Annotated in this window: 26 protein-coding genes and 1 tRNA gene; 21 read left to right on the top strand and 6 right to left on the bottom strand. The window is 64.1% G+C overall.

Going from position 1 to position 26736, the window contains the following annotated elements:
- Positions 1 to 7 precede the first annotated feature (7 nt).
- Positions 8 to 865 carry an SPFH domain-containing protein gene (locus AC0KXH_RS01360; protein WP_488224023.1) on the top strand — a complete coding sequence of 286 codons (858 nt, stop codon included), beginning with the start codon at positions 8 to 10 and terminating at the stop codon, positions 863 to 865.
- 34 nt (positions 866 to 899) lie between these two features.
- Here AC0KXH_RS01360 and AC0KXH_RS01355 read toward each other — a convergent pair whose 3' ends face one another.
- The 6 genes from AC0KXH_RS01355 to hisB form a co-directional block, all read right to left on the bottom strand.
- Positions 900 to 1649, bottom strand: coding sequence for a substrate-binding periplasmic protein (locus tag AC0KXH_RS01355; RefSeq protein ID WP_041108762.1), 750 nt, complete (start codon positions 1647 to 1649; stop codon positions 900 to 902).
- Between the two features lie 88 nt (positions 1650 to 1737).
- A complete protein-coding gene (hisF, locus tag AC0KXH_RS01350) occupies positions 1738 to 2508 on the bottom strand; it encodes an imidazole glycerol phosphate synthase subunit HisF (RefSeq protein WP_212542357.1) in 771 nt (256 codons plus the stop codon).
- Positions 2509 to 2650: 142 nt separating this feature from the next.
- Positions 2651 to 3394 carry a 1-(5-phosphoribosyl)-5-[(5-phosphoribosylamino)methylideneamino]imidazole-4-carboxamide isomerase gene (gene hisA / locus AC0KXH_RS01345; RefSeq protein WP_312381464.1) on the bottom strand — a complete coding sequence of 248 codons (744 nt, stop codon included), beginning with the start codon at positions 3392 to 3394 and terminating at the stop codon, positions 2651 to 2653.
- Between the two features lie 36 nt (positions 3395 to 3430).
- The gene (locus tag AC0KXH_RS01340; RefSeq protein ID WP_061339644.1) at positions 3431 to 3691 is read right to left on the bottom strand and encodes a DUF2164 domain-containing protein; all 261 of its coding nucleotides are present in this window, start codon (positions 3689 to 3691) and stop codon (positions 3431 to 3433) included.
- On the bottom strand, positions 3692 to 4330 hold the full coding sequence (gene hisH, locus AC0KXH_RS01335; protein WP_003282884.1) for an imidazole glycerol phosphate synthase subunit HisH: 639 nt from the start codon (positions 4328 to 4330) through the stop codon (positions 3692 to 3694). It lies immediately after the preceding gene.
- The gene (hisB, locus tag AC0KXH_RS01330) at positions 4330 to 4923 is read right to left on the bottom strand and encodes an imidazoleglycerol-phosphate dehydratase HisB (protein WP_041108772.1); all 594 of its coding nucleotides are present in this window, start codon (positions 4921 to 4923) and stop codon (positions 4330 to 4332) included. Before hisB ends, hisH begins: the two co-directional genes overlap by 1 nt.
- Positions 4924 to 5079: 156 nt before the next feature.
- Here hisB and AC0KXH_RS01325 point away from each other — a divergent pair, with 156 nt between their 5' ends.
- From AC0KXH_RS01325 to AC0KXH_RS01230, 20 genes are all read left to right on the top strand, one after another.
- Complete coding sequence (locus AC0KXH_RS01325) at positions 5080 to 5487, top strand: acetyl-CoA sensor PanZ family protein (protein ID WP_165562273.1); 408 nt, start codon at positions 5080 to 5082, stop codon at positions 5485 to 5487.
- A gap of 117 nt (positions 5488 to 5604) precedes the next feature.
- The gene (locus tag AC0KXH_RS01320) at positions 5605 to 7824 is read left to right on the top strand and encodes an AsmA family protein (protein ID WP_488224022.1); all 2220 of its coding nucleotides are present in this window, start codon (positions 5605 to 5607) and stop codon (positions 7822 to 7824) included.
- Entirely contained in the window at positions 7821 to 8888 is a 1068-nt protein-coding gene (gene mutY / locus AC0KXH_RS01315) for an A/G-specific adenine glycosylase (protein WP_488224021.1), read from the top strand. The genes AC0KXH_RS01320 and mutY overlap by 4 nt, the downstream gene beginning before the upstream one ends.
- Positions 8885 to 9157, top strand: a complete 273-nt coding sequence (locus AC0KXH_RS01310; RefSeq protein WP_041108776.1) for an oxidative damage protection protein — start codon at positions 8885 to 8887, stop codon at positions 9155 to 9157. The genes mutY and AC0KXH_RS01310 overlap by 4 nt, the downstream gene beginning before the upstream one ends.
- A 120-nt stretch (positions 9158 to 9277) precedes the next feature.
- Positions 9278 to 9353: transfer RNA gene (locus AC0KXH_RS01305), tRNA-Phe, on the top strand.
- A 273-nt stretch (positions 9354 to 9626) separates the two neighbouring features.
- Complete coding sequence (locus AC0KXH_RS01300) at positions 9627 to 11759, top strand: TonB-dependent receptor (protein ID WP_041108805.1); 2133 nt, start codon at positions 9627 to 9629, stop codon at positions 11757 to 11759.
- Positions 11760 to 11917: 158 nt separating this feature from the next.
- Entirely contained in the window at positions 11918 to 12661 is a 744-nt protein-coding gene (locus AC0KXH_RS01295; RefSeq protein ID WP_488224580.1) for a substrate-binding periplasmic protein, read from the top strand.
- Between the two features lie 108 nt (positions 12662 to 12769).
- Entirely contained in the window at positions 12770 to 14806 is a 2037-nt protein-coding gene (locus AC0KXH_RS01290) for a BCCT family transporter (RefSeq protein ID WP_043217903.1), read from the top strand.
- A gap of 235 nt (positions 14807 to 15041) precedes the next feature.
- Positions 15042 to 15815: an ABC transporter ATP-binding protein gene (locus AC0KXH_RS01285; RefSeq protein ID WP_041108811.1), complete on the top strand. Its 774-nt coding sequence runs from the start codon at positions 15042 to 15044 to the stop codon at positions 15813 to 15815.
- Between the two features lie 15 nt (positions 15816 to 15830).
- Positions 15831 to 16586, top strand: coding sequence for an ABC transporter substrate-binding protein (locus AC0KXH_RS01280; protein ID WP_488224020.1), 756 nt, complete (start codon positions 15831 to 15833; stop codon positions 16584 to 16586).
- A gap of 115 nt (positions 16587 to 16701) precedes the next feature.
- On the top strand, positions 16702 to 17397 hold the full coding sequence (locus AC0KXH_RS01275) for an ABC transporter permease (protein WP_041108814.1): 696 nt from the start codon (positions 16702 to 16704) through the stop codon (positions 17395 to 17397).
- Complete coding sequence (locus AC0KXH_RS01270) at positions 17394 to 18083, top strand: ABC transporter permease (RefSeq protein WP_043217900.1); 690 nt, start codon at positions 17394 to 17396, stop codon at positions 18081 to 18083. Before AC0KXH_RS01275 ends, AC0KXH_RS01270 begins: the two co-directional genes overlap by 4 nt.
- A 113-nt stretch (positions 18084 to 18196) precedes the next feature.
- Positions 18197 to 19099 carry a D-hexose-6-phosphate mutarotase gene (locus tag AC0KXH_RS01265; protein WP_488224019.1) on the top strand — a complete coding sequence of 301 codons (903 nt, stop codon included), beginning with the start codon at positions 18197 to 18199 and terminating at the stop codon, positions 19097 to 19099.
- Between the two features lie 348 nt (positions 19100 to 19447).
- Positions 19448 to 21010 carry a type VI secretion system protein TssA gene (tssA, locus tag AC0KXH_RS01260; protein WP_488224018.1) on the top strand — a complete coding sequence of 521 codons (1563 nt, stop codon included), beginning with the start codon at positions 19448 to 19450 and terminating at the stop codon, positions 21008 to 21010.
- A gap of 32 nt (positions 21011 to 21042) precedes the next feature.
- Positions 21043 to 21549 (top strand): type VI secretion system contractile sheath small subunit, encoded by a 507-nt coding sequence (gene tssB, locus AC0KXH_RS01255; RefSeq protein WP_041108822.1) that lies wholly within the window; start codon positions 21043 to 21045, stop codon positions 21547 to 21549.
- Positions 21550 to 21575: 26 nt separating this feature from the next.
- Positions 21576 to 23054, top strand: coding sequence for a type VI secretion system contractile sheath large subunit (gene tssC / locus AC0KXH_RS01250; RefSeq protein WP_488224017.1), 1479 nt, complete (start codon positions 21576 to 21578; stop codon positions 23052 to 23054).
- 4 nt (positions 23055 to 23058) lie between these two features.
- Positions 23059 to 23466 carry a type VI secretion system baseplate subunit TssE gene (gene tssE, locus AC0KXH_RS01245; RefSeq protein ID WP_041108826.1) on the top strand — a complete coding sequence of 136 codons (408 nt, stop codon included), beginning with the start codon at positions 23059 to 23061 and terminating at the stop codon, positions 23464 to 23466.
- A 9-nt stretch (positions 23467 to 23475) separates the two neighbouring features.
- Entirely contained in the window at positions 23476 to 25404 is a 1929-nt protein-coding gene (locus tag AC0KXH_RS01240; protein ID WP_488224016.1) for a PAAR domain-containing protein, read from the top strand.
- On the top strand, positions 25401 to 26036 hold the full coding sequence (locus AC0KXH_RS01235) for a DUF2931 family protein (protein WP_488224015.1): 636 nt from the start codon (positions 25401 to 25403) through the stop codon (positions 26034 to 26036). The genes AC0KXH_RS01240 and AC0KXH_RS01235 overlap by 4 nt, the downstream gene beginning before the upstream one ends.
- Positions 26023 to 26733, top strand: a complete 711-nt coding sequence (locus tag AC0KXH_RS01230) for a hypothetical protein (RefSeq protein ID WP_488224014.1) — start codon at positions 26023 to 26025, stop codon at positions 26731 to 26733. Before AC0KXH_RS01235 ends, AC0KXH_RS01230 begins: the two co-directional genes overlap by 14 nt.
- The last annotated feature ends 3 nt before the right edge of the window (positions 26734 to 26736 follow it).

Below are 26736 nucleotides of genomic sequence, written 5' to 3'. Positions count from 1 at the left end.
CAGTTTTATGACACCCGGTCTTGTCATTGCGGTCGTGGTCGCGGCCATCACTCTCATCACCATCGCCAAGGGCGTGCGCCTGGTTCCACAGGGCGACGAGTGGATCGTCGAACGCCTCGGCCGCTACCAGCGCACGCTGATCCCCGGCCTCAACATCCTCATTCCCTACATGGATAACGTCGCCTACAAGCTGGTGACCAAGGACCAGATTCTCGACATCGAGCAGCAGGAAGTGATCACCAAGGACAACGCGGTGATCCTGACCAACGCGCTGTGCTTCGTGAAGGTCACCGATCCGGTGAAGGCGGTCTACGGTGTCACCGACTACAAGTCGGCGATCTCCAACCTGACCAAGACCACCCTGCGCCAGATCATCGGCGAGATGGAGCTCGACGAGGCGTTGTCGTCGCGTGACATCATCAAGGCCAAGCTGCGCGACAGCATGGCCGAGCAGGCCGGCGACTGGGGCCTGACCGTCAAGGGCATAGAGATTCAGGACATCTCGCCGTCGGAGTCCATGCAGCGCGCAATGGAGATGCAGGCCGCCGCCGAGCGCGAGCGCAAGGCAACCGTCACCCGCGCAGAGGGCGCCAAGCAGGCGGCGATTCTCGAAGCCGAGGCGCGCCTGGAATCAGCCAAGCGCGACGCATCGGCGCAGGTCGAGCTGGCCACGGCTTCGGCCACTGCGATCAAGCTGGTGGCCGAGAGCATCGGCAACGACAGCGGCCCGATGATGTACCTGCTCGGCGAGAAGTACATCACCTCGCTGGAGAACCTTGCCAGCAGCGGCAACGCCAAGATGGTCGTGTTGCCGGCCGACCTGCAGACGACGCTGGGCGGCCTGCTCGGCAAGGCCAAACTGTGATCGGCGGCGACGCCAACCTGCCGCCGCTCGGGACTCAGTCCAGATAGCGCGCGTTGATCGCGTCCACCGTGCCATCGGCACGCATCTGATCCAGCGCCTGTTGCAGGCGCTGGACGGTCTGGTCGTCGACCTGTTTGTTCAGTGCCAGATAAAGCTCGGCACTGTCGAAACGCAGCACGCGCTTGAGACCGGTTACTCCATCCTGACGTGCCAGATAGCGCCCGGCCGGATCGCCGGTGGCCCAGAGGTCGATCTTGCCGTCGATCAGCTTCTTCACGTTCTCCTGATCGCGCAATGCCAGCTGCGGCTGCAGCCCCTGCCCCTCGAGATGCTCGGCAATCGCGTCGCCCTTGTAGGCACCGATCTGATACTGGCGCGCCTCGTCGAGGCTACGCAGCGTGATCGGGCTGTCGGCGCGCGCCAGCAATACCCAGTCATCCGGCCCGATCGGCCCCACCCATTTGAACAACGCCTCCCGCTCGGGCAGGCGCGCAGTCACGAAGATGCCGTAATCGGGGTTGTCCAGCGTCATCTTGTAGATGCGCTCCCAGGGAAAGCGCAACGTCAGGGTGTATTCGATGCCGGCACGCTGGAACATCTCGCGAACGATGTCGGCGGCGATACCGCTGATGTGCTCGTCACGGGCGAAGTTCTTGCCGTCTTCGGCCATGTTGTACGGCGGGAAATTCTCGGTGAGCAGGTCGATGCGCGGGGTGGGCTCGGCATGCGCCAGCGTGCAGCCGAGCAGCGTGGCGGCCATTGTTGTGATCAGCGCCTTGAACATCTGTGTCGTCCTCCTGGTGACGTCCGCGCTCCGGCGGACAGGTCCTCGTACTCGCTCCCTCTTCAGGGCGCCAACGGCGCCGGGTCACTCAGCGCACCACGATACCGCGGGCGGCGAGGTAGGCCTTGGCCTCCGGAACGGTGTATTCGCCAAAGTGGAAAATGCTCGCCGCCAGCACTGCATCGGCCTTGCCTTCGAGAATCCCATCGGCCAGGTGCTGCAGATTGCCGACCCCCCCGGAAGCGATCACCGGCACGCCTACCGCCTCGCTGATGGCGCGGGTGACGCCCAGGTCGTAGCCGCTCTTCACGCCGTCCTGGTCCATGCTGGTGAGCAGGATCTCGCCGGCACCGAGGTCTTCCATCTTCTTCGCCCAGGCCACTGCATCCAGCCCGGTGGGCTTGCGCCCGCCATGGGTGAAGATTTCCCAGCGACCCGGCTGGCCCGGCGCGGAAACCCGTTTGGCGTCGATGGCGACGACGATGCACTGGGAGCCGAAACGATCCGCCGCCTCGCCGACGAACTCCGGGTTGAACACCGCAGCGGTGTTGATCGAGACCTTGTCGGCACCGGCGTTGAGCAGGTTGCGGATGTCCTGCACGGTCCTGACCCCACCGCCCACGGTCAGCGGAATGAATACCTGGCTGGCCATGCGCTCGACGGTGTGCAGGGTGGTGTCGCGGTTGTCGACGCTGGCGGTGATGTCGAGAAAGGTGATCTCGTCGGCGCCCTGCTCGTCGTAGCGGCGGGCGATTTCCACCGGGTCGCCGGCGTCGCGGATGTTCTCGAACTGGACGCCCTTGACCACGCGGCCGTTGTCCACGTCGAGGCAGGGAATGATGCGTTTGGCCAGGGCCATGGTCGATCTCTCTCGTTGGGTGGGCATCCACCGGGTCACCGAATGCACGGTGGGCAAGCGAAGCGGTGCCCACCCTACGGCTTACTCGTCCTTCTGTGTGCAGGCTGGATCACGCTTCGCCGATCCACCGCAGTTCAGCGCATCACTCGTCCTTGTCTTTCAGGTCGCAGAGCGCCTGCGCCTCGGCGACGTCGAGCGTGCCTTCATAGATCGCGCGGCCGGTAATGGCGCCGATGATGCCCGGGGTGTTGGTGTCGAGCAGCTTCTGGATGTCGCCGATGTTGTGGATGCCACCGGAAGCGATCACCGGGATGCGGCTGGCATTGGCCAGCGCCACGGTGGCCTCGACGTTGCAGCCCTGCATCATGCCGTCCTTGGCGATGTCGGTGTAGACGATCGCCGAGACGCCGTCGGCCTCGAAGCGGCGGGCCAGGTCGGTGGCCTGAACACTGGAAACTTCGGCCCAGCCGTCGGTGGCGACGAAGCCGTCCTTGGCATCCAGGCCGACGATCACCTTGCCCGGGAAGGCGCGGCAGGCCTCGCTGACGAACTCCGGCTCCTTGACCGCCTTGGTGCCGATGATCACGTAGCTGACACCGGCGCGCACGTAGTGCTCAATGGTTTCCAGGGTGCGGATACCGCCGCCGATCTGGATCGGCAGGTCCGGGTAACGCTTGGCAATGGCGGTGACCACTTCGCCGTTGACCGGCTGGCCTTCGAAGGCCCCGTTGAGGTCGACCAGATGCAGGCGGCGGCAGCCGGCCTGGACCCACTTGGCAGCCATGGCCACCGGGTCGTCGGAGAACACCGTGGCGTCGTCCATCAGGCCCTGGCGCAGACGTACGCAGGCGCCGTCCTTGAGATCGATAGCGGGGATAATCAGCATGGCTTGAACCTGTTCAAATCAAGTGTCGGTTAAGGGTCAGCTCTTCTCGAGCGCCCACAAGTCGCTTTCGATGCTCTCGAACCGCTCCTTCAGGTGGCTCTGCACGTCGAAGATCGCCTTGTTGTAATACAGCGGCGCGATTTCCCGGGCGAACAGATCGAGCACTTCCTGCGCCTCGAACGAGCCCAGCTCGAGCTCGAAGCGCTCTTGCAGAAAGCGCTTGATGACCTGTTGCGCCGCCTGCTCCTGAGCAGCATCCAGCGCCAGGACCGGCGGCTTGAGCTTGGCCCGGCTCATTTACCAGCGGCCATCCCAGGCGGCGAAGTTCTGCAGCAACTGCAGGCCGTGGGTGTGGCTCTTCTCCGGGTGGAACTGCACAGCGAAGCGCGAGCCATCGGCCAGCGCGGCGGCGAAGTCGTTGCCGTAATGGCCGCGACCGACCACCTGGCGCGGATTGCCGGCCTCGATGTAGTAGCTGTGCACGAAATAGAAGCGCCCGTTGTCCGGAATCGCGTGCCAGAGCGGGTGGTCGACCACCTGCTTGACCTCGTTCCAGCCCATGTGCGGCACCTTCAGGTGCTCGCCGTCCTCGTGCAGGTCCTTGCCGAAGAAGCGCACCTGACCGGGGAACAGGCCGATGCAGTCGACGCCGTCGTTCTCCTCGCTGCGCTCCATCAGCGCCTGCATGCCGACGCAGATACCGAGGAACGGGCGATCCTGGCTGACTTCGCGAACCAGCTCATCGAAGCCCAGCCGGCGAATCTCGGCCATGCAGTCGCGAATCGCGCCGACGCCGGGAAACACCACGCGGTCGGCCTCACGAATGACCTGCGCATCGCTGGTGATCAGCACGCGGCCAGCGCCAACGTGCTCCAGCGCCTTGGCCACCGAGTGCAGGTTGCCCATGCCGTAGTCGATGACGGCGACGGTCTGCATCACAGGCACCCCTTGGTCGAGGGCATCTGCCCGGCCATGCGCGGATCGAGCTCGATAGCCATGCGCAGCGCGCGGCCGAAGGCCTTGAACACGGTTTCGATCTGGTGGTGGGTGTTGGTGCCGCGCAGGTTGTCGATGTGCAGGGTCACCAGGGCGTGGTTGACGAAGCCCTGGAAGAATTCCTGGAACAGGTCGACGTCGAACTTGCCGACCACCGCACGGGTGTAGGGCACGTTCATGGTCAGCCCGGGACGCCCGGAGAAGTCGATCACCACGCGCGACAGCGCCTCGTCCAGCGGCACGTAGGAATGCCCGTAGCGGGTCATGCCCTTCTTGTCGCCGACCGCCTTGGCGAAGGCCTGGCCAAGGGTGATACCCACGTCCTCGACGGTGTGGTGGTCGTCGATGTGCAGGTCGCCGTTGCACTCGATATCCAGGTCGATCAGCCCGTGACGGGCGATCTGGTCGAGCATGTGCTCCAGGAAAGGCACGCCGATGGCGAAGCGCGCCTTGCCGGTGCCATCCAGATTGATGGTGACCTTGACCTGGGTTTCCAGGGTGTTGCGCTCTACGCAAGCCGTACGTTCGGACATCCACAGCTCCGCTGATCGTGGGGCGAAAAGGGCTGCATTATAGGCGCAAACCCCGCCACGGGGGTATCGCCGCGCTCGGTGGAGGATCGCCTGATGGCGGTGCGTCTGGCGCAGCGCGACGTTATGCTTGGCGCCCCTCACGCAAGAGCCAAGGCCATGCCCGTCTACGTCGAAACCCTTCGCCAGCCAAGCGAGCAAGACCGCCAGGACCTGGCGAAGATCTACGCCGACGCGCCGCAATGGCTCTTCGAGCCGCATGCCGATGCGCAAGCGCTGATCGCAGCCGGGTTGGCCGCCGGCACGCTCATTGCCGGTCGTTTCAATGACCGCCTGCTGGGCGCTGCACTGCTGACCCCTGGCGACCGCGCCTGGCACCTGTCGCACCTGTGCGTGCGGCGCATCACCCGCCAGCGCGGTGTCGGCCGGCGGCTGCTCGACGAAGCCCGCCGCATGGCCAGCGAAGCCGGTTGCGAGCTGCGCCTGAGCGCCCCCGCCGGGCACCTCGAAGCCAGCGCTCTGGCCGCCCGCACGCACCTTCCGCTGGACCCGCTGGCGCCACAGTGAGCCTGCGCGGAACCCGCTCGCCGTGACTCGCTCCAAGCCCTGCCGGCCCGACGTCAAATGGCGCAGCGCTATACTCCGGCCTCGCTTCTACAACGATTCCGACACAAGGACCCGTCCATGAAATCGCTCGGCAAGATCCTCGGGCTGCTTGCCCTCGGCCTACTGCTGATCCTCGTTGCCCTGGGCTTCGCCCTGACGCACCTGTTCGATCCCAATGACTACAAGGACGAAATCCGCGAACTGGCTCGCGAACGGGCCGGGCTGGAGCTCAACATCAAGGGCGACATCGGCTGGAGCCTGTTTCCCTGGCTAGGCCTGGAACTGCACGACACTACGCTGGCCAGCGCACGCACGCCCGAGCAGCCCTTCGCCGACCTGCGCATGCTCGGTCTGTCCGTGCGGGTGCTGCCGTTGCTGCGCCGCGAGGTGCAGATGAGCGACATTACCGTCAACGGCCTGAACCTGATGCTCGCACGTGACGAGCAGGGCCATGGCAACTGGGAGGGGCTCGGCGAGTCAGCGACCGGCCCCGCCGCAGCCGCCGAGCCATCCCCGAACCAAAGCGAGCCTGCCCGCCCGGCCAGCGAGGCACGCCCGGGCAAACCGATCCAGCTGGACATCGACAGCCTGACCGTCAGCGATGCGCGAGTGGCCTACCACGACGCGCGCAGCGGCCAGCAGTACAGCGCCGAGGGGATCGAGCTGAGCACCGGCGCGATCCGCGAGCGCAGCGCCATCCCGGTCAAGCTCAGCGCGTTCTTCGGCAGTAATCAGCCGGTGATGCGCGCCCGCACCGAACTGCAAGGCGAGCTGCGCTTCGACAACGAACTGCGCCGTTACCAGCTGGATAACCTGCGTCTAAATGGCGAGGCCTCCGGTGAGCCGCTGCAGGGCAAGACACTGGCGTTCAGCGCGCAGGGCCAGCTGCTCGTCGATCGGGCCGCGCAGATCGCCGAATGGACCGGCCTGAAACTGACCGCCAATCAGTTGCGCGGGTTGGGCGAACTGAAGGTCCGCGACCTGGAAAGCGAGCCAAAGCTTTCCGGCGCGCTATCGATCGCCGAGTTCGATCTGGGCGATTTCCTCGAAGGGCTCGGCCAAAGCCTTCCGCCCATGGCCGACGCCAACGCCCTGACCAAGGTCGAACTGGTCACGCATCTGAACGGTACGCCCGAGAGCCTGCTGCTTGAAGAACTCAAGCTGCAGGTCGACGACAGCCACTTCACCGGCCGGCTCGGCATCAGCGACTTCAAGCGCCAGGCCCTGCTCGTCGAGCTGAAGGGCGACCGTCTCGACCTCGATCGCTACCTGCCGGCAACGCCGGCCGAACAGGGCGCCAGCCAGGCGCGCAAGAGCGAAGTCGAGCAGACCGAAGCGAGCGCCATCGGCAGCGGTACCACTCCTCTGCCGGACAAGCCCACCCAGCAGGCCTGGAGTGCCGAGAAGGTGCTGCCGGTCGATCGCCTGCGCAGCCTGGATGCGTCCGTGACGCTGCTGCTCGACAGCCTCAGGCTCGAGCGCCTGCCGTTCGAAGGAGTCAGCCTCAAGGCGCGTGGACAGGGCGGCCTGCTCACCCTTGAGCACCTGCGTGGCGGCCTGTTTGGCGGGCGCCTGGAGTCCAGCGCCAGCCTCGATGCACGCCCGGCGCAACCGACGATCAAGGTGCACAAGAGCCTCAGCCGGATACCGGTCGAACGCCTGCTCGAAAGCCAGGGAGAAAAGGTCACGCTCAAGGGCCTGCTGAATCTCGACGGTGATCTCACCACGCTCGGCAATAGCCAGAAGGACTGGGTGGACAATCTCAACGGCACCCTCGGCTTCATCGTCGACAACGGCGTGCTGGTCGATGCGAACCTCGAGCAGCAACTGTGCCGCGCCATCGCCACGCTCAATCGCAAGGAACTCGGCAGCGAACCGCGCGCCAAGGACACTCCCTTCCGCGAGCTGAAGGGCAATCTCCGACTGCGCGACGGCGTGGCGAACAACCCCGACCTCAAGGTCAGCATCCCGGGCCTCACGGTCAACGGCAACGGCGATATCGACCTGCGCGTACTCGGCATGGACTACCGCGTCGGCATCGTCATCGAGGGCGACAAGGGCGCGATGCCTGACCCGGCCTGCCAAGTCAACGAGCGCTATGTCGGCGTCGAGTGGCCGCTACGCTGCCGCGGCCCGCTCGAACTGGGCGCCAAGGCCTGTCGCTTCGACAAGGATGGCTTGGGCAAGATCGCCGCCCGTCTGGCCGGCGAGAAGCTCAGCGAAAAGATCGAGGAAAAGCTCGGCGACAAGGTCAGCCCGGAGCTGAAGGACGCGCTCAAGGGACTGTTCAAGCGATGACGCCCGAGCAGTTCGGCGACGCGGTGCTCAGCTGGTACGACCGCCACGGCCGCAAGGACCTGCCCTGGCAGCAGGGCATCACGCCCTACCGCGTATGGGTCTCGGAGATCATGCTGCAGCAGACCCAGGTCGGCACCGTGCTCGGTTACTTCGATCGCTTCATGGCCGCGCTGCCGGATATACAGGCGCTGGCTGCGGCCTCCGAGGACGAGGTACTGCACCTGTGGACCGGCCTCGGCTACTACAGCCGCGCGCGCAATCTGCACAAGACCGCGAAGCTCGTCGTCGAGCGCCACGGCGGCGAGTTCCCGCGCGACGTCACGGCGCTCGCCGAGCTGCCCGGCATCGGCCGCTCCACCGCGGGCGCGATCGCCAGCCTGTCCATGGGGCTGCGCGCGCCCATCCTCGACGGCAACGTCAAACGCGTACTGGCCCGCTACACCGCCCAGGCCGGCTACCCCGGCGAGCCCAGAGTCGCCAGGCAGCTCTGGGAGGTCGCCGAGCGCTACACACCGATGCGACGCGTCAACCACTACACCCAGGCGATGATGGATCTTGGCGCCACGCTCTGCACACGCAGCAAGCCGAGCTGCCTGCTCTGCCCGCTACGTGACGGCTGCAAAGCCCACCTGCTCGGCCGCGAAACGGCCTTTCCGGAACCGAAACCGCGCAAGGCGTTGCCGCAGAAGCGCACCCTGATGCCATTGCTGGCCAATGAAGACAACGCCATCCTGCTCTATCGCCGCCCGTCCAGCGGGCTTTGGGGCGGCCTCTGGAGCCTGCCGGAGGTCGACGACCTGGGCGAGCTGCAGCCCCTGGTCGAACGACACGGGCTGCAGCTCGAGGAACCGCATGGGCTGCCCGAGCTGACCCACACGTTCAGCCATTTCCAGCTCGCCATCGAACCCTGGCTGATCAGGGTCAAGTCCGCCGGCCATGTCGTGGCCGAGGCCGACTGGCTCTGGTATAACCTCGCCTCCCCACCTCGCCTCGGGCTCGCCGCCCCGGTGAAAACGCTGCTCAAGCGCGCCGCCGCCGAACTGATTGCAGGAGAGACGCCATGACCCGCACCGTGCACTGCCGCAAGTACAACGAAGAGTTGCCGGGCCTCGACCGCCCGCCCTATCCGGGCCCCAAGGGCGAGGATATCTACAACAACGTTTCGAAGAAGGCCTGGGAAGACTGGCAGAAGCACCAGACCATGCTGATCAACGAGCGGCGCCTGAACATGATGAACGCCGAGGACCGCAAGTTCCTGCAGGCTGAAATGGACAAGTTTCTTTCCGGCGAGGAGTACGCCAAGGCCGAGGGCTACGTTCCGCCGAGCGAGTGACCGGCGCAGCGAAGCCCGCCTTAGCGCAGCGGGCGACGCTAAGCACCCGTCCCGACTGGAAAAAATCTTTTTCCTCGCGCTTGACAGGCAAAGGCCAAATCCGTCTAATAGCGCCCCGTTGCCCAGGTAGCTCAGTTGGTAGAGCAGGGGATTGAAAATCCCCGTGTCGGCGGTTCGATTCCGTCCCTGGGCACCACCTTTCGTTTTCAGGTGGTGTCAGCATCACCCGAAAGCCCACAAGAAGCCCGCCTCGTGCGGGTTTTTTTGTTGTCTGCATTTTTGCCCGTGACCGCCCATAGCCAGCCCTGGCTCACCCCTCATCTTGCATCGCTCGCAGAGATCTGCGCAGCGGCCACCCTTCATCATTTCTTAAATGAGAAATATGCGTATTAGCTGCTGACATTGCTTTACGTTTACCTTACATTGCCGCGCCGACCGAAATCACAAATCCAATTCAGGGAGCGCCCACGTGTCTGGTAAATCGAATCTGTACCTGTCTGCTTCGCTGGCAGTCCTTTCTCTCTATGCTCTGCCAAGCCTCGCCGAAGACGCCAAGGAGCTCGAGGCGATCACCATCAGCGCCACGCGCGCAGGCAGCGAGGCGGGCAAGACGCCACAAAAGATTACGGTGATCACGCGCGAGCAGATCGAGCAGCAGCTGGCGATTACCTCCGACCACGGTGCAGTGCTGAGCAACCTGATTCCCTCCTACTCGCCGAGCCGGCAGAAGATGACCAGCGCCGGCGAGACCTTTCGCGGGCGCTCGGCGCTGATTCTGATCGACGGCGTGCCCCAGTCCACGCCGCTGCGCGACAGCCAGCGCGACGGCTATGTGATCGATCTATCGATGGTCGAACGTATCGAAGTGATCCATGGCGCCAGCGCCGAGCATGGCCTGGGCGCGACCGGCGGGATCATCAACTACGTCACCCGCCGTCCGGCCAGCGGAACGCTGCGCCAGCACGCCGGCGTGAGCGTCACCGCACCAGGCGACTACGATTCGGAAGGCCTGGGCTACAAGCTCGATTACCGTGTCGAAGGTACCCAGGGCAACCTCGACTACCTCGCCTCGGCCAGCTGGCAGACCCAGGGCATGTTCTACGACGCCCATGGCGACCTCATCGGAGTCGACGATACGCAGGGCGACGTGATGGACTCGACCAGCCACGACCTGCTGCTCAAGCTGGGCTATTGGCTGGACGACAATCAGAGCCTCGGTCTGATGATCAACCGCTATCAGGTCGAGGGTGAGCACGACTATGTGAACGTTCCGGGCGATGCCGACGCCGGAATTCCGGCCACTTCGCGCAAGGGCGAACCGCTCGGCAAGGCGCCGCAGAATGAAGTGCTGGCCACCAGCCTGACGTACAAGAATGCGGACTTCCACGGCAACGAATTGGGCCTACAGCTTTACAGCCAGCGCTTCCGCGCCCGCTTCGGCGGCGGCTACAACGGCACCTTCCAGGACGCCGCCATCGCGCCGCTGGGCACCTTGTTCGATCAGTCGCAGAACGAGTCCGACAAGTTCGGCGGCAAGCTGACGCTGAGCCGCGACGGCCTGCTGGACAACCACCTCAAACTCACTGGCGGCCTGGACGTACTGCAGGACACGACCAGCCAGCAGCTGATCCTGACCGACCGCGAATGGGTGCCGGAAACCGTGTTCCGCAACTACGCGCCGTTCCTTCAGGCAGAGATCCGCGCGCTCGAGCAACTGACCCTCTTTGCCGGGGTGCGGCATGAGTTCGCCGAGCTCGAGGTCGACAGTTTCCGCACCATCGCCTCGACCAACCGCCCGCTGGGTGGCGTCGCGGTCGAAGGCGGCCAGCCCAACTTCGAGGAAACCCTCTACAACGCCGGCCTGGTCTGGCAAATGAACGACTGGGCGCAGCTGTTCGCCAACTACTCGGAAGGCTTCGGCATGCCCGACGTCGGCCGCGTACTGCGCGGCATCGGCACACCAGGCACCCGCGTGGACGAGTTCCTCGACCTGCAACCGATCGTGACCGAGAACCGCGAAGTGGGCCTGCGTCTGAATCACGGCCCGTTCGACGCCGAAATCAGTTACTACGAATCGGACGCCGATCTGGGCTCGCGCTTGAACAGCGTTGGCGGCGTCTACCAAGTCCGCCGCGAGCGGACCGAAATCGACGGCATCGAGTTCACCGGCGGCTGGCAGGTCAACGAGGCGCATCGCCTGAAGCTTAGTTATGCCCAGGTCAACGGCCAGTCGGACACTGACGGTGACGGCAAGGTCGATACCGATCTCGATGGTGCGAACATTTCACCGGATCGCTATGGCCTGAGCTGGCAGGCCAACTGGAACGACAATCTGCACAGCCTGCTGCAGGCCAACCACTATGCCAGCCGTAGCTTCGACACGCCGGGTCTTGAATTCGATGGCTACACACTCGTGGATGCCTCGCTCGGCTATCGCCTGCCGATCGGCGAAGTCAGCCTGGGCATAGAGAACCTGTTCAACCGCGACTACCTGACCTACTACACCCAGGCAGCCAACAGCGGATCGGACGTCACGCGTAACGGCCGGGTGTTCAACGGCCGTGGCCGCACGTTCACGCTCGGCTATCAGGTCAGCTTCTGACCGACCGCCGGTTCTCGCCTGGTGCTATAGCGACACGCGAGAACCAATCTTGGCGGCGCGCAAGCGGCCTTACGCTATGCTCTGCCGGTAGGTCCAGGAGGCCTGGTTTTCAGCAGGAGCATGCCGTGCGGAGCGTTGCCTCGACGATTCTGGCCGGGATGGCATTCATCCTGGCCATGCCCGCGGGAGCCTGGCAATTCGTGACCGAGGATTTCCCGCCGTTCACCTACCCGGCCGCGCACAGCGCACCAGGCACCGCCGATGCCGCAGGCGCAGGTCCGATGGCCGAGGTGGTCCAGGCTGTCTGCGCCAGGCTGGCGCGGCCCTGCTCGATCACCGTCTACCCCTGGCGCCGCGCTCTGGCACTGGCCGAGGCCGGCCAGGTCGACGGGATATTCACGGTCATCCGCTCACCGCAGCGCGAACAGACCTTCCACGTCTCGCGCATGCTGGTGACCTCGCACTATGGCCTCTATGGCTTGAACGGCAGCGCCTTCGTCTATCACCAGCCAATGGATCTGGCCGGGCGCACGCTGGGGGTCTACGGCCCCTCGGGCACCTCCATCGTGCTCCGCGAGCAGGTGCGCGACGTGCCGGACGTGCACCTGCAGCTGGTCGCCGACAACCGCCGGCTGTTACAGATGCTTGCCGCCGGCCGCTTTGGCGCGGACGGCCTCGCCGCGGTCAATCAGGATGTCGCCTGGCACCTGATCGATGAACTGCAGCTGGACAATCTGCGCGAAGTCGGCGTACTGGCGACCGTTTCCTATGGCATCGGGCTGTCGCGCAAACGCGTCGGGCAAGCCGAGTTCCAGCGCTTTGCCGATGCGCTGGCCGCCGCCATGGCCGACGGCAGCGTGGCGGCCATTCTGCGGCGCTATCAACTCGAACCGGCGGACTAGTTCGGCACTCGCCAGGCAAAAAAGCTGAATCATTGGCCGCTTGCGACCGTCTATCTGAAGAGGCGTTCTGCCAGCGCCACTTCAGCCGACCGACCTGGAGACAGCCCCATGGATAGAAAACTACCCAAGGCCATCATCGTCTATCCGGTGTTCATTCCCGCCGTCGCGATCACTCTGCTGCTGGTGATCGGAACAATCAGCAACCCGAGCCTCGCCGCGCAGACCTTCGATGCCGTACTCGCCTACATCACCCGCTCGTTCGGCTGGTTCTACATGCTTTCGGTGGCGTTCTTCCTGATCTTCATCGTCGGCATTGCGCTCACCAAATGGGGCAACATCAAGCTCGGCCCGGACCATGCCGAGCCGCAGTACAGCTTCCCCGCCTGGTTCGCCATGCTGTTTTCCGCCGGCTACGGGATCGCCCTGCTGTTCTTCGGCGTCGCCGAGCCCGTACTGCATTACTCGACACCGCCGGCCGGCGCACCGGAAACCGTGGACGCGGCCAAGCAGGCCATGCAGATCGCATTCTTCCACTGGGGTTTCCATATCTGGGGCATCTTCGGCATCGTCGGCCTGGCGCTAGCCTATTTCGCCTTTCGTCATGGCCTGCCGTTGTCGCTGCGCTCGGCGCTCTATCCGCTGATCGGCGACCGGATCTATGGGCCGATCGGCCACTTCGTCGATGTGCTGGTGATCCTCGGCACACTGTTCGGCATCGCCACCACGCTGGGCCTGTCGGTCACCCAGATCAACGCCGGCCTTAATTACCTGTGGCCGAGCATTCCGGTAAGCGAGTGGGTACAGGTGGTGGCGATCGTCATCATCACACTGATGGCCATCGCCTCGGTGGTCGCCGGGCTCGACAAGGGCGTGAAAAACCTTTCGCTGCTCAACATCCTGCTCGCTACCCTGCTGATGCTGTTCGTGCTCGCGGTCGGGCCGACCATCTTCATTCTCGAAACCTTCCTGCAGAACACCGGCAGCTACCTGAACAATATCGTCGAGCGCACCTTCAACCTGCAGGCCTACAGCCGCAGCGACTGGATCGGCAACTGGACGCTGTTCATCTTCGGCTGGACGATCTCCTGGTCGCCTTTCGTCGGCCTGTTCATCGCCAAGATCAGCCGCGGCCGCACGATCCGCCAGTTCGTCTTTGGCGTGATGATCGTGCCGACGCTGTTCACCTTCTTCTGGTTCTCGGTGTTCGGCGACACCGCCCTGCACCTGATCATGGTCGAGGGCTATACGGCGTTGATCCAGGAGGTCCAGGCCGACCATGCCATCGCCCTGTTCAAGCTGTTCGAACAGCTGCCGCTGAGCGCCTTCGCCTCGCTGCTGGCGGTGATCCTGATCGTCACCTTCTTTGTGACGTCCTCGGACTCCGGCTCGCTGGTCATCGACTCGATCGCAGCTGGCGGCGCGGCGCAGACGCCCGTCTGGCAGCGCGTGTTCTGGGCCAGCATCGAAGGCCTGGTCGCCGCAACGCTGCTGCTGGCCGGCGGGCTCAGCGCATTGCAGACCATGGCCATCACCAGCGGCCTGCCGTTCTGCGTACTGATGATGCTGATCGCGCTCGGCATGTGGCGCGCGCTGGTGATCGAAGGCCACCAGCTCAACCTGCAATCGCAGGCGCAGGGCGGCCGGCTCAGCGCGACCGGGCCAGGCGTCTGGAAGCGCCGCCTGGCCGGCCTGGTGAATTTCCCGGCACGTGAGGAAGTCGAGGCGTTCATGGGCTCGACGGTGCTCAAGGCCATGCGCCGCGTGCAACGCGGCCTCGTCGAACAGGGCTGGCCCGCCGAAGTGCACGTCGACGAGCAGAATGCGCGGCTCTATCTGGAGGTGATCAAGGACGACCAGCTGGATTTCATCTACGAAATCCGCCTGATGAGCTACGCCACGCCCTCGTTTGCGCAGCCGACCAGTGCCGACGGCGACGAGCATTACTATCGCGCCGAGGTGTTCCTGCGCCGTGGCGGCCAGTCCTACGACATCTATGGCTATGACCAGCAGGACATCATCAGCGACATCCTCGATCAGTTCGAGAAGTACCTGCACTTCCTGCACATTTCACCCGGCAGCCTGCCCTGGCGCATGGAAGAGCACGACGAGATGCTCAACAACGAGGCACAACAGCCTGCGCGCTGAACCGTTGCCGGGCGTTTTCTCGACCGTTCGGACAGTTTGGCGGGTTGGCGTACAAGCTGCGTGATAGGCGCTTTTCGCCGCCTGACTGCGGTCGCAGCGACGCGCTTCGCGCTTGGCGACCGCCCGAGCGCATGCTAGCTTTGCGCCTCGCCAGGATGGCGAGCCGCCCGCCGGAGCGCACACATTCGAAAACCAGGCCACAGGGGCTAGAGCCGGCCTGCACAGAGGAACACGCATGGCCGAGGCCATACCCGCACTGGAAATCCGCAACCTGCACAAGCGCTACGGCGATCTGGAAGTACTCAAAGGCATCTCGCTGACCGCTCGCGATGGCGATGTGATTTCCATCCTTGGCTCTTCGGGCTCCGGCAAGTCCACCTTTCTGCGCTGCATCAACCTCCTGGAAAACCCCAACGAGGGCGAGATCTACGTCGCTGGTGAGCAGCTCAAGCTCAAGCGCGACAAGGCAGGCGATCTGGTCGCGGCCGATGGCAAGCAGCTCAATCGCATCCGCAGCGAATTGGGCTTCGTCTTCCAGAACTTCAATCTCTGGCCGCACATGACGATTCTCGACAACATCATCGAGGCGCCGCGTCGCGTGCTCGGCCAGAGCAAGGCCGAGGCCACCGAGGTGGCCGAGGCGCTGCTGGCCAAGGTCGGCATCGCCGACAAGCGCCACGTCTATCCGAACCAGCTCTCCGGCGGCCAGCAGCAGCGCGCGGCCATCGCCCGCACCCTGGCGATGCAGCCAAAGGTGATCCTCTTCGACGAGCCCACCTCGGCGCTTGACCCGGAGATGGTACAGGAAGTGCTTAGCGTAATCCGGTCGCTCGCCGAGGAAGGCCGGACCATGCTGCTGGTCACCCATGAGATGAATTTCGCCAAGCAGGTCTCCAGCGAGGTGGTATTTCTTCATCAGGGGCTGGTCGAGGAGCACGGAACGCCCGAGCAGGTATTTGACAACCCGCAATCGGCGCGCTGTAAACAATTCATGTCCAGCCATCGTTAACGGAGCAACAACTGCATGAAGAGCTATAAGAAGATCCTGCTGACCGCCGCCGTTTCCCTGGTCCTCGGTGTTCAGGCATTCGCCGCGGAAAAACTCAGAATCGGCACCGAAGGGGCCTACCCACCCTTCAACCTGATCGACGCCAGCGGCAAGGTAGTCGGCTTCGATCTCGATATCGCCCACGCGCTGTGCGCCAAGATGAAGGTCGAGTGCGAAGTGGTCACCTCCGACTGGGACGGCATCATTCCCGCACTGAACGCCGGCAAATTCGACTTCCTCGCCGCCTCCATGTCGGTCACCGAAGAGCGCAAGCAGGCGGTGGACTTCACCGATCACTACTACACCAACAAGCTGCAGTACGTGGCGCCCAAGTCGGTGGACTTCAAGACCGACAAGGACTACCTGGACGGCAAGGTCATCGGCGCCCAGCGGGCCACCATCGCCGGCACCTGGCTGGAAGACAACCTCGACGACGTGGTTGACATCAAGCTCTACGACACCCAGGAAAACGCCTATCTGGACCTTGCTGCCGGACGCGTCGATGGCATCCTCGCCGACACCTTCGTGCAGTGGGAATGGCTCAAGAGCGACGCCGGCAAGGACTTCGAGTTCAAGGGCGAGCCGGTATTCGATGACGACAAGATCGCCATCGCCGTGCGCAAGGGCAACGACGAACTGCGCGAGCGCCTGAACAAGGCCCTGGCCGAAATCATCGCTGACGGCACCTACAAGCAGATCAACGACAAGTACTTCCCGTTCAGCATCTACTGATCCAACCGAACCGAGGCCCGGCATGACGCCAGGCCCCGAGGCAGGCGGCGCCGGTCACAAGCGGGCGCAGACCTCTCTCGGGGCCGGAATGCCGGGCTTCGGTGTTTGAGCGACTATGATTCCCGACCTTCACGGCTTCGGTCCGGCGCTGGCCGCCGGCACCTGGATGACCATTCAACTGGCCCTGGCCTCCCTTGCACTCGGGCTGGTGCTCGGCCTGCTCGGCGCCCTGGCCAAGACCTCACCGCTCAGCGCGTTACGCTGGCTGGGCGGCACCTATTCGACGATCGTTCGCGGCGTACCCGAGCTGCTCTGGGTGCTGCTGATCTACTTCGGCACCATCGGCCTGGTACGCGCGATTGGCGAGCTGTTCGGCATCGAGAACCTGGCGCTCAGCCCGTTCGTCGCCGGCACCATCGCCCTCGGCCTGTGCTTCGGCGCCTATGCCACCGAGGTGTTTCGCGGCGCGTTGCTGGCGATTCCCAAGGGCCATCGTGAGGCCGGCCTGGCGCTCGGCCTGGGCAAGCGGCGCATTTTCCTGCGCCTGATCCTGCCGCAGATGTGGCGCCTGGCGCTGCCCGGCCTGGGCAACCTGTTCATGATCCTGATGAAGGACACCGCGCTGGTCTCGGTAATCGGTCTCGAAGAGATCATGCGCCAGTCGCAGATCGCCGTGACTGCGAGCAAGGAGCCATTCACCTTCTTCCTCGTCGCCGCCTTCATCTACCTGTGCCTGACCATCCTGGCGATGACCGGCATGCATTTCCTGGAAAAACGCGCCGGCCGCGGCTTCGTGAGGAGCGCCACATGAGTTGGGACCTCTTCATCAAGTGGCTGCCGAGCTTTCTCGAAGGCGCCTGGCTGACGCTACAGCTGGTGGGCATCTCGGTGATCGCCGGGCTGATCTTCGCCTTGCCCCTGGGCATCGCGCGGGCCTCGCGGCATTTCCCGGTGCGCGCCCTGCCCTACGCCTACATCTTTTTCTTTCGTGGCACGCCGCTACTGGTCCAGCTATTTCTCGTCTACTACGGCATGGCGCAGTTCGACGCGGTGCGCCAGAGCGCGCTGTGGCCGTACCTGCGCGACCCGTACTGGTGCGCGATCATCACCATGACCATGCACACCGCCGCCTATATCGCCGAGATCATTCGCGGCGCGATCCAGAACGTGCCGCACGGAGAGATCGAGGCCGCACGGGCGCTGGGCATGTCGCGCAGCCAGGCGCTGTTGCACATCATCCTGCCGCGCGCCACGCGCATCGGCCTGCCTGCGTACAGCAACGAGGTGATCCTGATGCTCAAGGCCAGCGCCCTGGCCAGCACCATCACCCTGCTGGAACTGACCGGCATGGCCCGCAAGATCGCCGCGCGCACCTACATGCATGAGGAAATGTTCCTCACCGCCGGCCTGATCTACCTGGTGATCGCCTTCATCCTCATGCAGGGTTTCAAGGCACTCGAGCGCTGGCTGCGGGTCGACGCCTGCCAGGGGCGCTGACCGGCACCGGCTGCTGTGCAGCCGGGCGCACCGTTTCATGCCGGCGCTCGGGCGAATCCCTGAGCGTCCCAGCGGTCTGACCCACCAGTCCGATCTTGCCAAGGAGCCAAACCATGCTCGTCGATATCCAGCGCATCGAAATGGGTCAACTCGCCTGCTGGCGCCTGCGCCGCGGCAGCAATGAGCTGCTGGTCGCCGAACAGGGCGCTCAGATACTCCGCTACGGTCAGGACGGCATGGAGCCCGTCATCTGGCTCAGCGAGCAGGCGATCTTCGAGCGTGGCCAGCCGGTACGTGGCGGCATCCCGGTCTGCTGGCCCTGGTTCGGCGATCTGGCACGCAATCCACAAGCGATCCGCAACCAGTATGCGGGGACCCAGAGCGCACCGTTCCACGGTCTGGTGCGGGCCATCGACTGGCAGGTGGTGACCAGCGGCTGCGAAGCGGATGCCGCCACCATCGAACTCACCTGCGCCGAGGCGGCCGCCGGCGAACTGCCCGGGTGGCCACACCGGGTCGAGGTCACCCTGCGCATCCGCCTCGGCGAAGCGCTGGAAGTGAGCCTCAGCAGTCGAAACCTCGACGATCATCCGGTCAGCATCAGCCAGGCCCTGCACAGCTACCTGGCCACGGCTGACATCCATCAGACGCGCGTGGCCGGCCTCGACGCCTGCCCCTATGTCGATACGCTGGCCGACTGGCAGAACCATGAACAGCAGGGCGACCTCAGGTTCCATGGCGAAACGGACCGCATCTATCTGGCGCTGGCCGACACGCTCACGCTCGTCGATACCGCTGGAAGGCGCAGCCTCCAGCTGCTGAGTACAGGGTCTCGCTCGGCAATCCTCTGGAACCCCTGGATCGAGAAGTCCAAGCGCCTGTCGCAATTTGCAACCGATGCCTGGCAGCGCATGCTGTGCATCGAAACCGCCAACGTGCTCGACGATGCCCGCCGACTCGCGCCCGGCGAGTACCATACCCTTGGCGTTCGCTTTCTGGCTAATTCGCAGGCCTAACAAGCCTGCCACATTTCCGCCGTGAACCAGCGCACCCTTGCCTGTAAGTAATTGCCGACTATTGCGTGACCAACTTCAATGGCCTGCGACTTTTCTTTTTAATTTGAAGAAAATCACAGTTCTTAAAGTTCCACCTCATTTCAGAACAATATTAATCGCTGCTACACGAGTCACGTTTTAACGCTTGAGGAAGGCGCCAAGGCCCGTCTAGGATGCACGCCCCATAAGGCTTGCGCAATTTGTTGCGCAAACAGTTGCGCAACTTTCTGCGCAGCCTGCCTTTTATGGCCCGCTTAATCGGATATTAAGTATTGGCCGTCAAGTTCACGGATGAACTTAGAGTCACGGATGACCTTTTCTTCTGCGCTGAGCAAACATTATCTTCAGCTGGTTACTCGCCCGATCGGCGAGGCGAGCTTCGCGGGCGACGACGTACGTTACAGCAGCGAGTTCGAGCTGCTCGAGCATGAGCTGGCCAAGGCGACGGCCGTGCATGCAACCGCGGTGATCGACTGGCAGAAGGTTCGCAGCGGCTGCGAGCTTCTGCTCGAGACCCAGTCGAAGGACCTTCGCATTGCAGCCTGGCTCGCCTGGAGTCTGTACCAGCGCGAGTCCTTCAGCGGGCTGCATGCCGGCCTCGAGGCCATCCATCGCCTCTGTGCCGAACATTGGCACACCTTGCATCCCCGCAAGCCGCGCACCCGCGGAGCCGCGATCAGCTGGCTGGTGCCGCGACTCGAGCAGGTCCTGACCGACGAGGTGCCGGTCGGTGAGCAGCTCGCCCTGTTCCGCGCCCTCGCCGATAGCCTGCACGGCCTGGAAGCCTGCCTGTCCAATGCGCTGGGTGAAGACGCTCCGCTGCTGTTGCCGCTCTGCCGCCAGCTCGACGGCATGATCCGCAGGGCCACACAGGACAAACCCCAACCCGGCGCGGTCGGCGCCGCCATCGCTCAGGTCAAGCAGGTCGCCACGCAAGTGCTGAGCGGCAGCACACCAATCGACAGCGACAAGGACGCACAAAAAACCCTGCGCGCCTTGCAGGAACAGGCCCGCCCGCTGGCCGCCTGGTGGCTCAAGCAAAAGGCCACCGACCTCAAGCCGCTGCGCCTCTCGCGCACCCTGCTGTGGCTCGGCATCGAGGCGCTGCCCGAACGCAACGCCGAACAGGTCACCGCGCTGCGCGGCCTGCCCACCGACAAGCTGGCCAGCTTCAAGGAGCGCTTTGACCAGGGCGCCTTCGCCGAACTGGCCGTCGATCTGGAAACCAGCATCGCCCGCGCACCCTTCTGGCTCGACGGCCAGCGGCTGGTCTGGGAATGCCTGCAGGCCCTCGACGCGCCGCTGGCCATGCGCGAGGTGGAGATTCAGCTGGCGCTGTTCCTCCAGCGGTTGCCCGGTCTCGACGAGCTGCGCTTCCACGACGGCGCGCCTTTTGCCGATGCCGAGACCCGAGCCTGGATCGCCAGCCAGGTATTGCCGCACCTGCAAGCGCCGGACGCGCGCCGTGAGCCGACGCCGGTTGCAGCAGGCCAGCTACCGGCCTGGGAAAGCGCACTCGAACAGAGCCTGCCCCTGCTACGCAAGGACGGCCTGAAAGCCGCCGTGCAGCACCTCAAGGCCGGTCTGGCCGGCGCCCAGGGCGGACGTGAGCGCTTCCACTGGCAGCTCGCCCTGGCGCGCCTGTGCATGCAGGCGAAGAAACACGAACTGGCCAAGACCCAACTTGAATCACTCGACCAGACGCTGAGCGCCACCGGCCTTGGCGACTGGGAACCCGATCTCGCCCTGGAAGTGCTGCGCCTGTTGCACCACTGCTGCGAAGTGCTGCCGCAGAACCACGCGGTACGCGAAAGCAAGGACGAGATCTACCGCAGGCTGTGCCACCTCGATCTCGAGGTGGTGCTCGATTAGGCCCCCGGGCCACCCATTCAAGGAGAACACCCATGGCCAAAGAAGGCTCGGTAGCCCCCAAGGAACGCATCAATGTCACCTTCAAGCCCGCCACCGGCGGCGCCCAGGAAGAGATCGAACTACCCCTGAAACTCATGGTGCTCGGCGACTTCACCCAGCGCGCCGATGATCGCAAGATCGAAGACCGCAAGCCCATCGCCATCGACAAGAACAGCTTCGATGAAGTCCTGGCCAAGCAGGAGCTGAACCTCACCTTCGGCGTGCCGAACCGCCTGCAGGACGAGCAGACCGATGACGAGCTGGCGGTGCAGCTGCGCATCAACTCGATGAAGGACTTCAACCCGGCCAACCTGGTTGAGCAGGTCCCGGAGCTGAAGAAGCTGATGGAGCTGCGCGACGCCCTGGTCGCCCTCAAGGGCCCGCTGGGCAATGCCCCGGCCTTCCGCAAGGCCATCGAAAGCGTGCTGGCCGATGACGATTCGCGCGAGCGCGTGCTCGGCGAGCTGGGCCTGGCCGCGAAAGAACACCTGGACGCCTGATCACCTGGACAAGGAACGCCAACACCATGAGCACTAGCGCAGCAGCCGTCGACAGCGGCAACAACCTCGCCGACCTCGGCATTCTCGACCGGATCATCGCCGAGACCAAACTGACCCCTGACGACGAGGCCTACGACATCGCCAAGCGCGGCGTATCGGCCTTCATCGAAGAACTGCTCAAGCCACAGAACGAGCACGAGCCGGTGAAGAAGGCGCTGGTCGACCGCATGATCGCGGAGATCGACGCCAAGCTCAGCCAGCAGATGGACGAGATCCTCCATCATCCGCAATTCCAGGCGCTCGAATCCTCCTGGCGCGGCCTCAAGTTGCTGGTCGACCGCACCAATTTCCGCGAGAACATCAAGCTCGAAATCCTCAACGCCTCCAAGCAGGACCTGCTAGATGACTTCGAGGACAGCCCGGAAGTGGTCCAGTCCGGCCTGTACAAGCACATCTATACCGCCGAGTACGGCCAGTTCGGCGGCCAGCCGGTCGGCGCGCTGATCGCCAACTATTTCTTCGACCCGAGCGCCCCGGACATCAAGACCCTGCAGTACGTTTCCAGTGTCGCCAGCATGTCCCACGCCCCCTTCATTGCCGCCGCCGGCCCGAAATTCTTCGGACTGGAAAGCTTCACCGGCCTGCCGGACCTGAAGGACCTGAAGGATCATTTCGAAGGCCCGCAGTTCGCCAAATGGCAAAGCTTCCGCGAGCAGGAAGACGCCCGCTACGTCGGCCTCACCGTACCGCGCTTCCTCCTGCGCAACCCCTACGACCCGGAAGACAACCCGGTCAAATCCTTCGTCTACAAGGAAAACGTCGCCGGCAGCCATGAGCACTACCTGTGGGGCAACACCGCCTACACCTTCGCCAGCCGCCTGACCGACAGTTTCGCCAAGTTCCGCTGGTGCCCGAACATCATCGGCCCGCAGAGCGGCGGCGCGGTAGAAGACCTGCCGCTGCACCACTTCGAGAGCATGGGCGAAATCGAGACCAAGATCCCCACCGAGGTGCTGGTCTCCGACCGTCGCGAGTACGAACTGGCCGAGGAAGGCTTCATCGCCCTGACCATGCGCAAGGGCAGCGACAACGCCGCGTTCTTCTCGGCCAACTCGGCGCAGAAGCCGAAGTTCTTCGGCAACAGCGAGGAAGGCAAGAACGCCGAGCTGAACTACAAGCTCGGCACCCAGCTGCCGTATCTGTTCATCGTCAACCGCCTGGCGCACTACCTCAAAGTGCTGCAGCGCGAGCAGATCGGCGCCTGGAAAGAGCGCACCGACCTCGAACTGGAACTGAACAAGTGGATCCGCCAGTTCGTCGCCGACCAGGAAAACCCCAGCGCCGAAGTACGCAGCCGCCGTCCGCTGCGCGCCGCCCAGGTCGTCGTCAGCGATGTAGAAGGCGAGCCGGGCTGGTACCGCGTCAGCCTGAACGTGCGCCCGCACTTCAAGTACATGGGCGCCGACTTCACCCTGTCGCTGGTCGGCAAGCTGGACAAGGAATAAGCACTTGAACGGATACGGCAGCCTCTTCGAGCGCCTCGGTGGCGACGCCGATCGGCGCGCCGGCTGGAGCCGCGAGATCGCGGCGATGGCCTCGGTGGCTGCCCATCTGACCAAGATGCTCAGCACCCGGGCGGGCAGCGTGCAGACGCTGCCCGACTACGGGTTGCCCGATTTGAACGACATGCGCCTCTCGCTGCACGACTCGCTGCAGCAGGCGCGTGCCGCCATCGAACGCTTCATCGAAGCGTACGAACCCCGCCTGCGCCAGGTCCGTGTGGTACCGCTGCCGCGCGATCACGATCCGCTCACGCTCGCCTTCGCCATCGAAGGCCTGCTGGAGATCGAAGGCTGCAAGCGGCAGGTCAGTTTCTCCGCACGCCTGGACGGCAGCGGCCAAGTCAGCGTGGAGTAAGGAAGCGCCATGTCCGGTAAACCCGCCGCCCGCCTGGGCGACCCCACCGCCTGTCCCGTCCCGGGTCATGGCAACAACCCGATCGCCGCCGGCTCGCCCGACGTGCTGTTCGACGGCCTGCCGGCCGCACGCATGGGCGACGCCTCCGCCTGCGGCGGGGCGATGGCCAGCGCGGTGATACCCACCGTGCTGATCAATGGCAAGCCGGCTGCGGTGGTGGGCAGTTTGGGCAACCACGGCAATGTCGTCACCGCCGGTTCGGGTACGGTGGTCATCGGCAGCAGCCACAACGCGGCGCCCTTCCTCGCGCCTGCCGCCCTTGGAATTGCCAAGGCAGTTACTGCGGCCGCCGCTGTCGCCGAGGCTTTTCGCTCATCTGAACCAATAGCCCGCACCTGGCAGGAAGAGCCGGGCGACCTCGCGCCGTTGGGCGTTGAAGAGGAAGACGAAGAAGAGGAGCTGGTCGAGCAGCCGCAGCAACAGGCGCGCCAGGCCATCACCCTGCGAATCGGCGTGTTCTTCGACGGTACCGGCAACAACCTGGCCAATGCCGCCGTCACCGAGCAATGCCGCGACGACGACCTGCAACAGCTGGGCGAGCGCACCCTGCAGGAAGTCATCGACTACTGCCAGCGCCATGGTTTCAGCGACAGCAACGACGACGGCTATTTCACCGAGGCGCCCGACGGCAGCTACGGCAACGCGCCGAGCAATGTGGCGCGGTTGTATGGATTGTATCGGGACGATTCGTTCCAGACGCTCGACGCGAACGTAAGAGAGGGGTTTCTCAAGGTTTATCTGGATGGCATCGGCACCAGCAGTGGCGAAGCCGACTCGCTTTATGGCCAGATCACCGGACGGGGCGATACTGGGATACTGGCGCGGGTGAAGCAAAGCCCAGAGACCGTCAAGGAACAACTCAGCCTCTTCCAGGGAAGCAACCCCGACCTGCAAATCGACACTCTTGAGTTCGATATCTTCGGTTTCAGCCGCGGTGCAGCGGCGGCCCGGCATTTCGCCAACGAACTGCTCAAGCCCGGCGGCGGCGTACTGGCTGGCACCCTGCGACCCGGCCAGTACGGCTTGGTCGACAACTTCGATTGGGCTGCCCATGCCCGTATCAACTTTATCGGCCTGTTCGATACCGTGGCTGCCGTTATCGACCCGCTGAAAGGCGACTATGATCCAGCCAACCACCTCAACCCCGGCATCAACCTTTATCTGCCGCCCGGCTGCGCGCGCAAGGTGCTGCAACTGACCGCCCGCGACGAGAAGCGCTGGAACTTCGCCCTCAACAGGGTCGCCCCGGATCACCAGGAAATCTGTCTGCCCGGCGCGCACTCGGATATTGGCGGCGGCTACCGCCCCCTGATGCTCGAGCAGCTGCTGCTGAGTCGCCCGCTCAGCTCCACAGTGCCGGCCAATACGCCGCCCGAACAGACCCATGCCTCACGCGAGACGTGGCGGCAGTATCACCAATGGAAGGCCCTCGGCCTGCCTGACGAAGCGCTGAAGGAACCCAAGGTCTGGCCCAGTCGTAAACCTGTCTTTTACGAGCGCGGCTTCAAGCGGCCGCCGGAGGACGTGGTCTACGGCCTGCTACCCATCAAACGCCAGGTTCGTGGCGAGTTGTCGCTGGTCTATCTGCGGGTTATGCGGGAGCTGGCTGCGCAGAACAATGTACCGTTACGGCCTATCCAAGACAGAGACCCGGCTTTGGCACTCCCCACCGAGCTGCAAGACATTGCGGACAAATTGATGGCCTACGCCCAAGGGGGCCGGTACGGTCTGGAAGAAGAAGACGAGCGCTTGCTCTGGTCACGCTATATCCATCTTTCTGCCCACTGGACGCCAAGTAGTGGCTTGCTGATCAGCAAGCCCGCGCCCAACGTCCGCCTGACCTACAACAACAAGCCTCAACAGGGTTACCCCGAATGAGAGCCTTCCTCCTCGTCTGCGCACTGTTTCTATTCGGCGGCTGTGCCACCAGCCAGGGCCAGCCCGGACTGCCCTATCGTGCCTGGTTCGTCGGGATCGGGGCACCCAAACATATGGAGGTCTGGCTCGAAAGCGTGGACGTGATCGACCAGCGTGGGCTGGTCTACGAGCGCGTCAGCAGCGGAGTCGCGTCCTACGCCAGCACAGTTGCGGGTTGGCCAGAGCGAATTGGAGGCGGAGCCGGCAAGAACCTGCCCGGCATCGACTTGCCGGAAATCATCTTCGTGCGCTGGCAATCGCTGGTCGAGCCGCAGACCTACAACGTGCGCATCAATATCCCCGAATGGGTGCGAGAGGAAATGCTCAAGCCACATGCTCCTTACTGTCTTGGAGAAAAGCGCCTCGTCGAGGGCGTGTATCGCAAGGTCATCACCATCGGCCTGGCCCCCGGCGGTATCGCCAAGGCCTGGGTCAGTGGCCCCTGCCTGGAGCCCATCGAAATCGGCCGCTTCGAGGCAGCTATCAGCAAGGTCGGACCATACGGCGGCAAGTCCGATGGACACTATTACTTCCTCTCGGATGAGGCCAAGGCCTATATCGAGCAGCATGGAGTGCCCTATGGCTCTTGGTAAATTCTCTTCGTCCTGCGCCCGCACGGCACTCGCCGCCCTCGCGCTGACATTAGCCGCTTGCAGCAGCACGTCCCCGCCACCGCGTGAACTGGCCGGACATTACGAACTGGTCGGCGTGATGGAAATGGGCTCACAGCTGCTGCTTCGTGAGCAGGGCACGTTCGAGGCGGTGCTTTACTACGGCTCCACCGACATCAATGCGAGGGGCCGCTGGTCCATGGTCGACGGACAGGTTGAACTGGACGTCAGGCCGAAGCCCATCCTGCCCAAAGAGACGCTAGGTATTGCTACCACCGACTTCACCGAACCTTCGGCGGCAGCGGAGAACCACGAGAACTACCGGCTCAGCAGTTTCTCGATGTCCCTCGATGCCATGCAGACGCCTCTCGAAGTCCGATGGGTGTTTGACGACGATAGCGAGCAACAGACGGTCTGGAATGCCAGCGTGTTCGAGGATGTGGTTCTACCGTTACGCCCAGGCCGCACGCTGAAGATGCTCGGCGTGCGCGCCTCCCGTACCAATGACGACTTCGTATGGGCAGAGGTTCTGCCCGACGAACGCCACTTCACGGTTATACGTACCCTCCTTCAGGAAGGCGAGCCGAGGACCTTCTTCCACAAGATGAGGCTGGCGCCACGCGGCAACTGCCTGCTCGTGGCCATGGGATCCAGCACGGGATGCTACCGCCGACGCTAGGAG

It is taken from the genome of Stutzerimonas sp. CXK-1 (assembly GCF_057738225.1).
The sequence above is the reverse complement of the archived record's forward strand: the minus strand, read 5'-3'. Positions and strand labels throughout refer to the sequence as shown.

Bases quoted from the DNA above. Each gene is read 5' to 3' on its own strand.
- AC0KXH_RS01360 (WP_488224023.1), top strand. From the start codon at position 8: ATGACACCCGGTCTTGTCATTGCGGTCGTGGTCGCGGCCATCACTCTC.
- AC0KXH_RS01355 (WP_041108762.1), bottom strand. From the start codon at position 1,649: ATGTTCAAGGCGCTGATCACAACAATGGCCGCCACGCTGCTCGGCTGC.
- hisF (WP_212542357.1), bottom strand. From the start codon at position 2,508: ATGGCCCTGGCCAAACGCATCATTCCCTGCCTCGACGTGGACAACGGC.
- hisA (WP_312381464.1), bottom strand. From the start codon at position 3,394: ATGCTGATTATCCCCGCTATCGATCTCAAGGACGGCGCCTGCGTACGT.
- AC0KXH_RS01340 (WP_061339644.1), bottom strand. From the start codon at position 3,691: ATGAGCCGGGCCAAGCTCAAGCCGCCGGTCCTGGCGCTGGATGCTGCT.
- hisH (WP_003282884.1), bottom strand. From the start codon at position 4,330: ATGCAGACCGTCGCCGTCATCGACTACGGCATGGGCAACCTGCACTCG.
- hisB (WP_041108772.1), bottom strand. From the start codon at position 4,923: ATGTCCGAACGTACGGCTTGCGTAGAGCGCAACACCCTGGAAACCCAG.
- AC0KXH_RS01325 (WP_165562273.1), top strand. From the start codon at position 5,080: ATGCCCGTCTACGTCGAAACCCTTCGCCAGCCAAGCGAGCAAGACCGC.
- AC0KXH_RS01320 (WP_488224022.1), top strand. From the start codon at position 5,605: ATGAAATCGCTCGGCAAGATCCTCGGGCTGCTTGCCCTCGGCCTACTG.
- mutY (WP_488224021.1), top strand. From the start codon at position 7,821: ATGACGCCCGAGCAGTTCGGCGACGCGGTGCTCAGCTGGTACGACCGC.
- AC0KXH_RS01310 (WP_041108776.1), top strand. From the start codon at position 8,885: ATGACCCGCACCGTGCACTGCCGCAAGTACAACGAAGAGTTGCCGGGC.
- AC0KXH_RS01295 (WP_488224580.1), top strand. From the start codon at position 11,918: ATGGCATTCATCCTGGCCATGCCCGCGGGAGCCTGGCAATTCGTGACC.
- AC0KXH_RS01290 (WP_043217903.1), top strand. From the start codon at position 12,770: ATGGATAGAAAACTACCCAAGGCCATCATCGTCTATCCGGTGTTCATT.
- AC0KXH_RS01285 (WP_041108811.1), top strand. From the start codon at position 15,042: ATGGCCGAGGCCATACCCGCACTGGAAATCCGCAACCTGCACAAGCGC.
- AC0KXH_RS01280 (WP_488224020.1), top strand. From the start codon at position 15,831: ATGAAGAGCTATAAGAAGATCCTGCTGACCGCCGCCGTTTCCCTGGTC.
- AC0KXH_RS01275 (WP_041108814.1), top strand. From the start codon at position 16,702: ATGATTCCCGACCTTCACGGCTTCGGTCCGGCGCTGGCCGCCGGCACC.
- AC0KXH_RS01270 (WP_043217900.1), top strand. From the start codon at position 17,394: ATGAGTTGGGACCTCTTCATCAAGTGGCTGCCGAGCTTTCTCGAAGGC.
- AC0KXH_RS01265 (WP_488224019.1), top strand. From the start codon at position 18,197: ATGCTCGTCGATATCCAGCGCATCGAAATGGGTCAACTCGCCTGCTGG.
- tssA (WP_488224018.1), top strand. From the start codon at position 19,448: ATGACCTTTTCTTCTGCGCTGAGCAAACATTATCTTCAGCTGGTTACT.
- tssB (WP_041108822.1), top strand. From the start codon at position 21,043: ATGGCCAAAGAAGGCTCGGTAGCCCCCAAGGAACGCATCAATGTCACC.
- tssC (WP_488224017.1), top strand. From the start codon at position 21,576: ATGAGCACTAGCGCAGCAGCCGTCGACAGCGGCAACAACCTCGCCGAC.
- AC0KXH_RS01240 (WP_488224016.1), top strand. From the start codon at position 23,476: ATGTCCGGTAAACCCGCCGCCCGCCTGGGCGACCCCACCGCCTGTCCC.
- AC0KXH_RS01235 (WP_488224015.1), top strand. From the start codon at position 25,401: ATGAGAGCCTTCCTCCTCGTCTGCGCACTGTTTCTATTCGGCGGCTGT.
- AC0KXH_RS01230 (WP_488224014.1), top strand. From the start codon at position 26,023: ATGGCTCTTGGTAAATTCTCTTCGTCCTGCGCCCGCACGGCACTCGCC.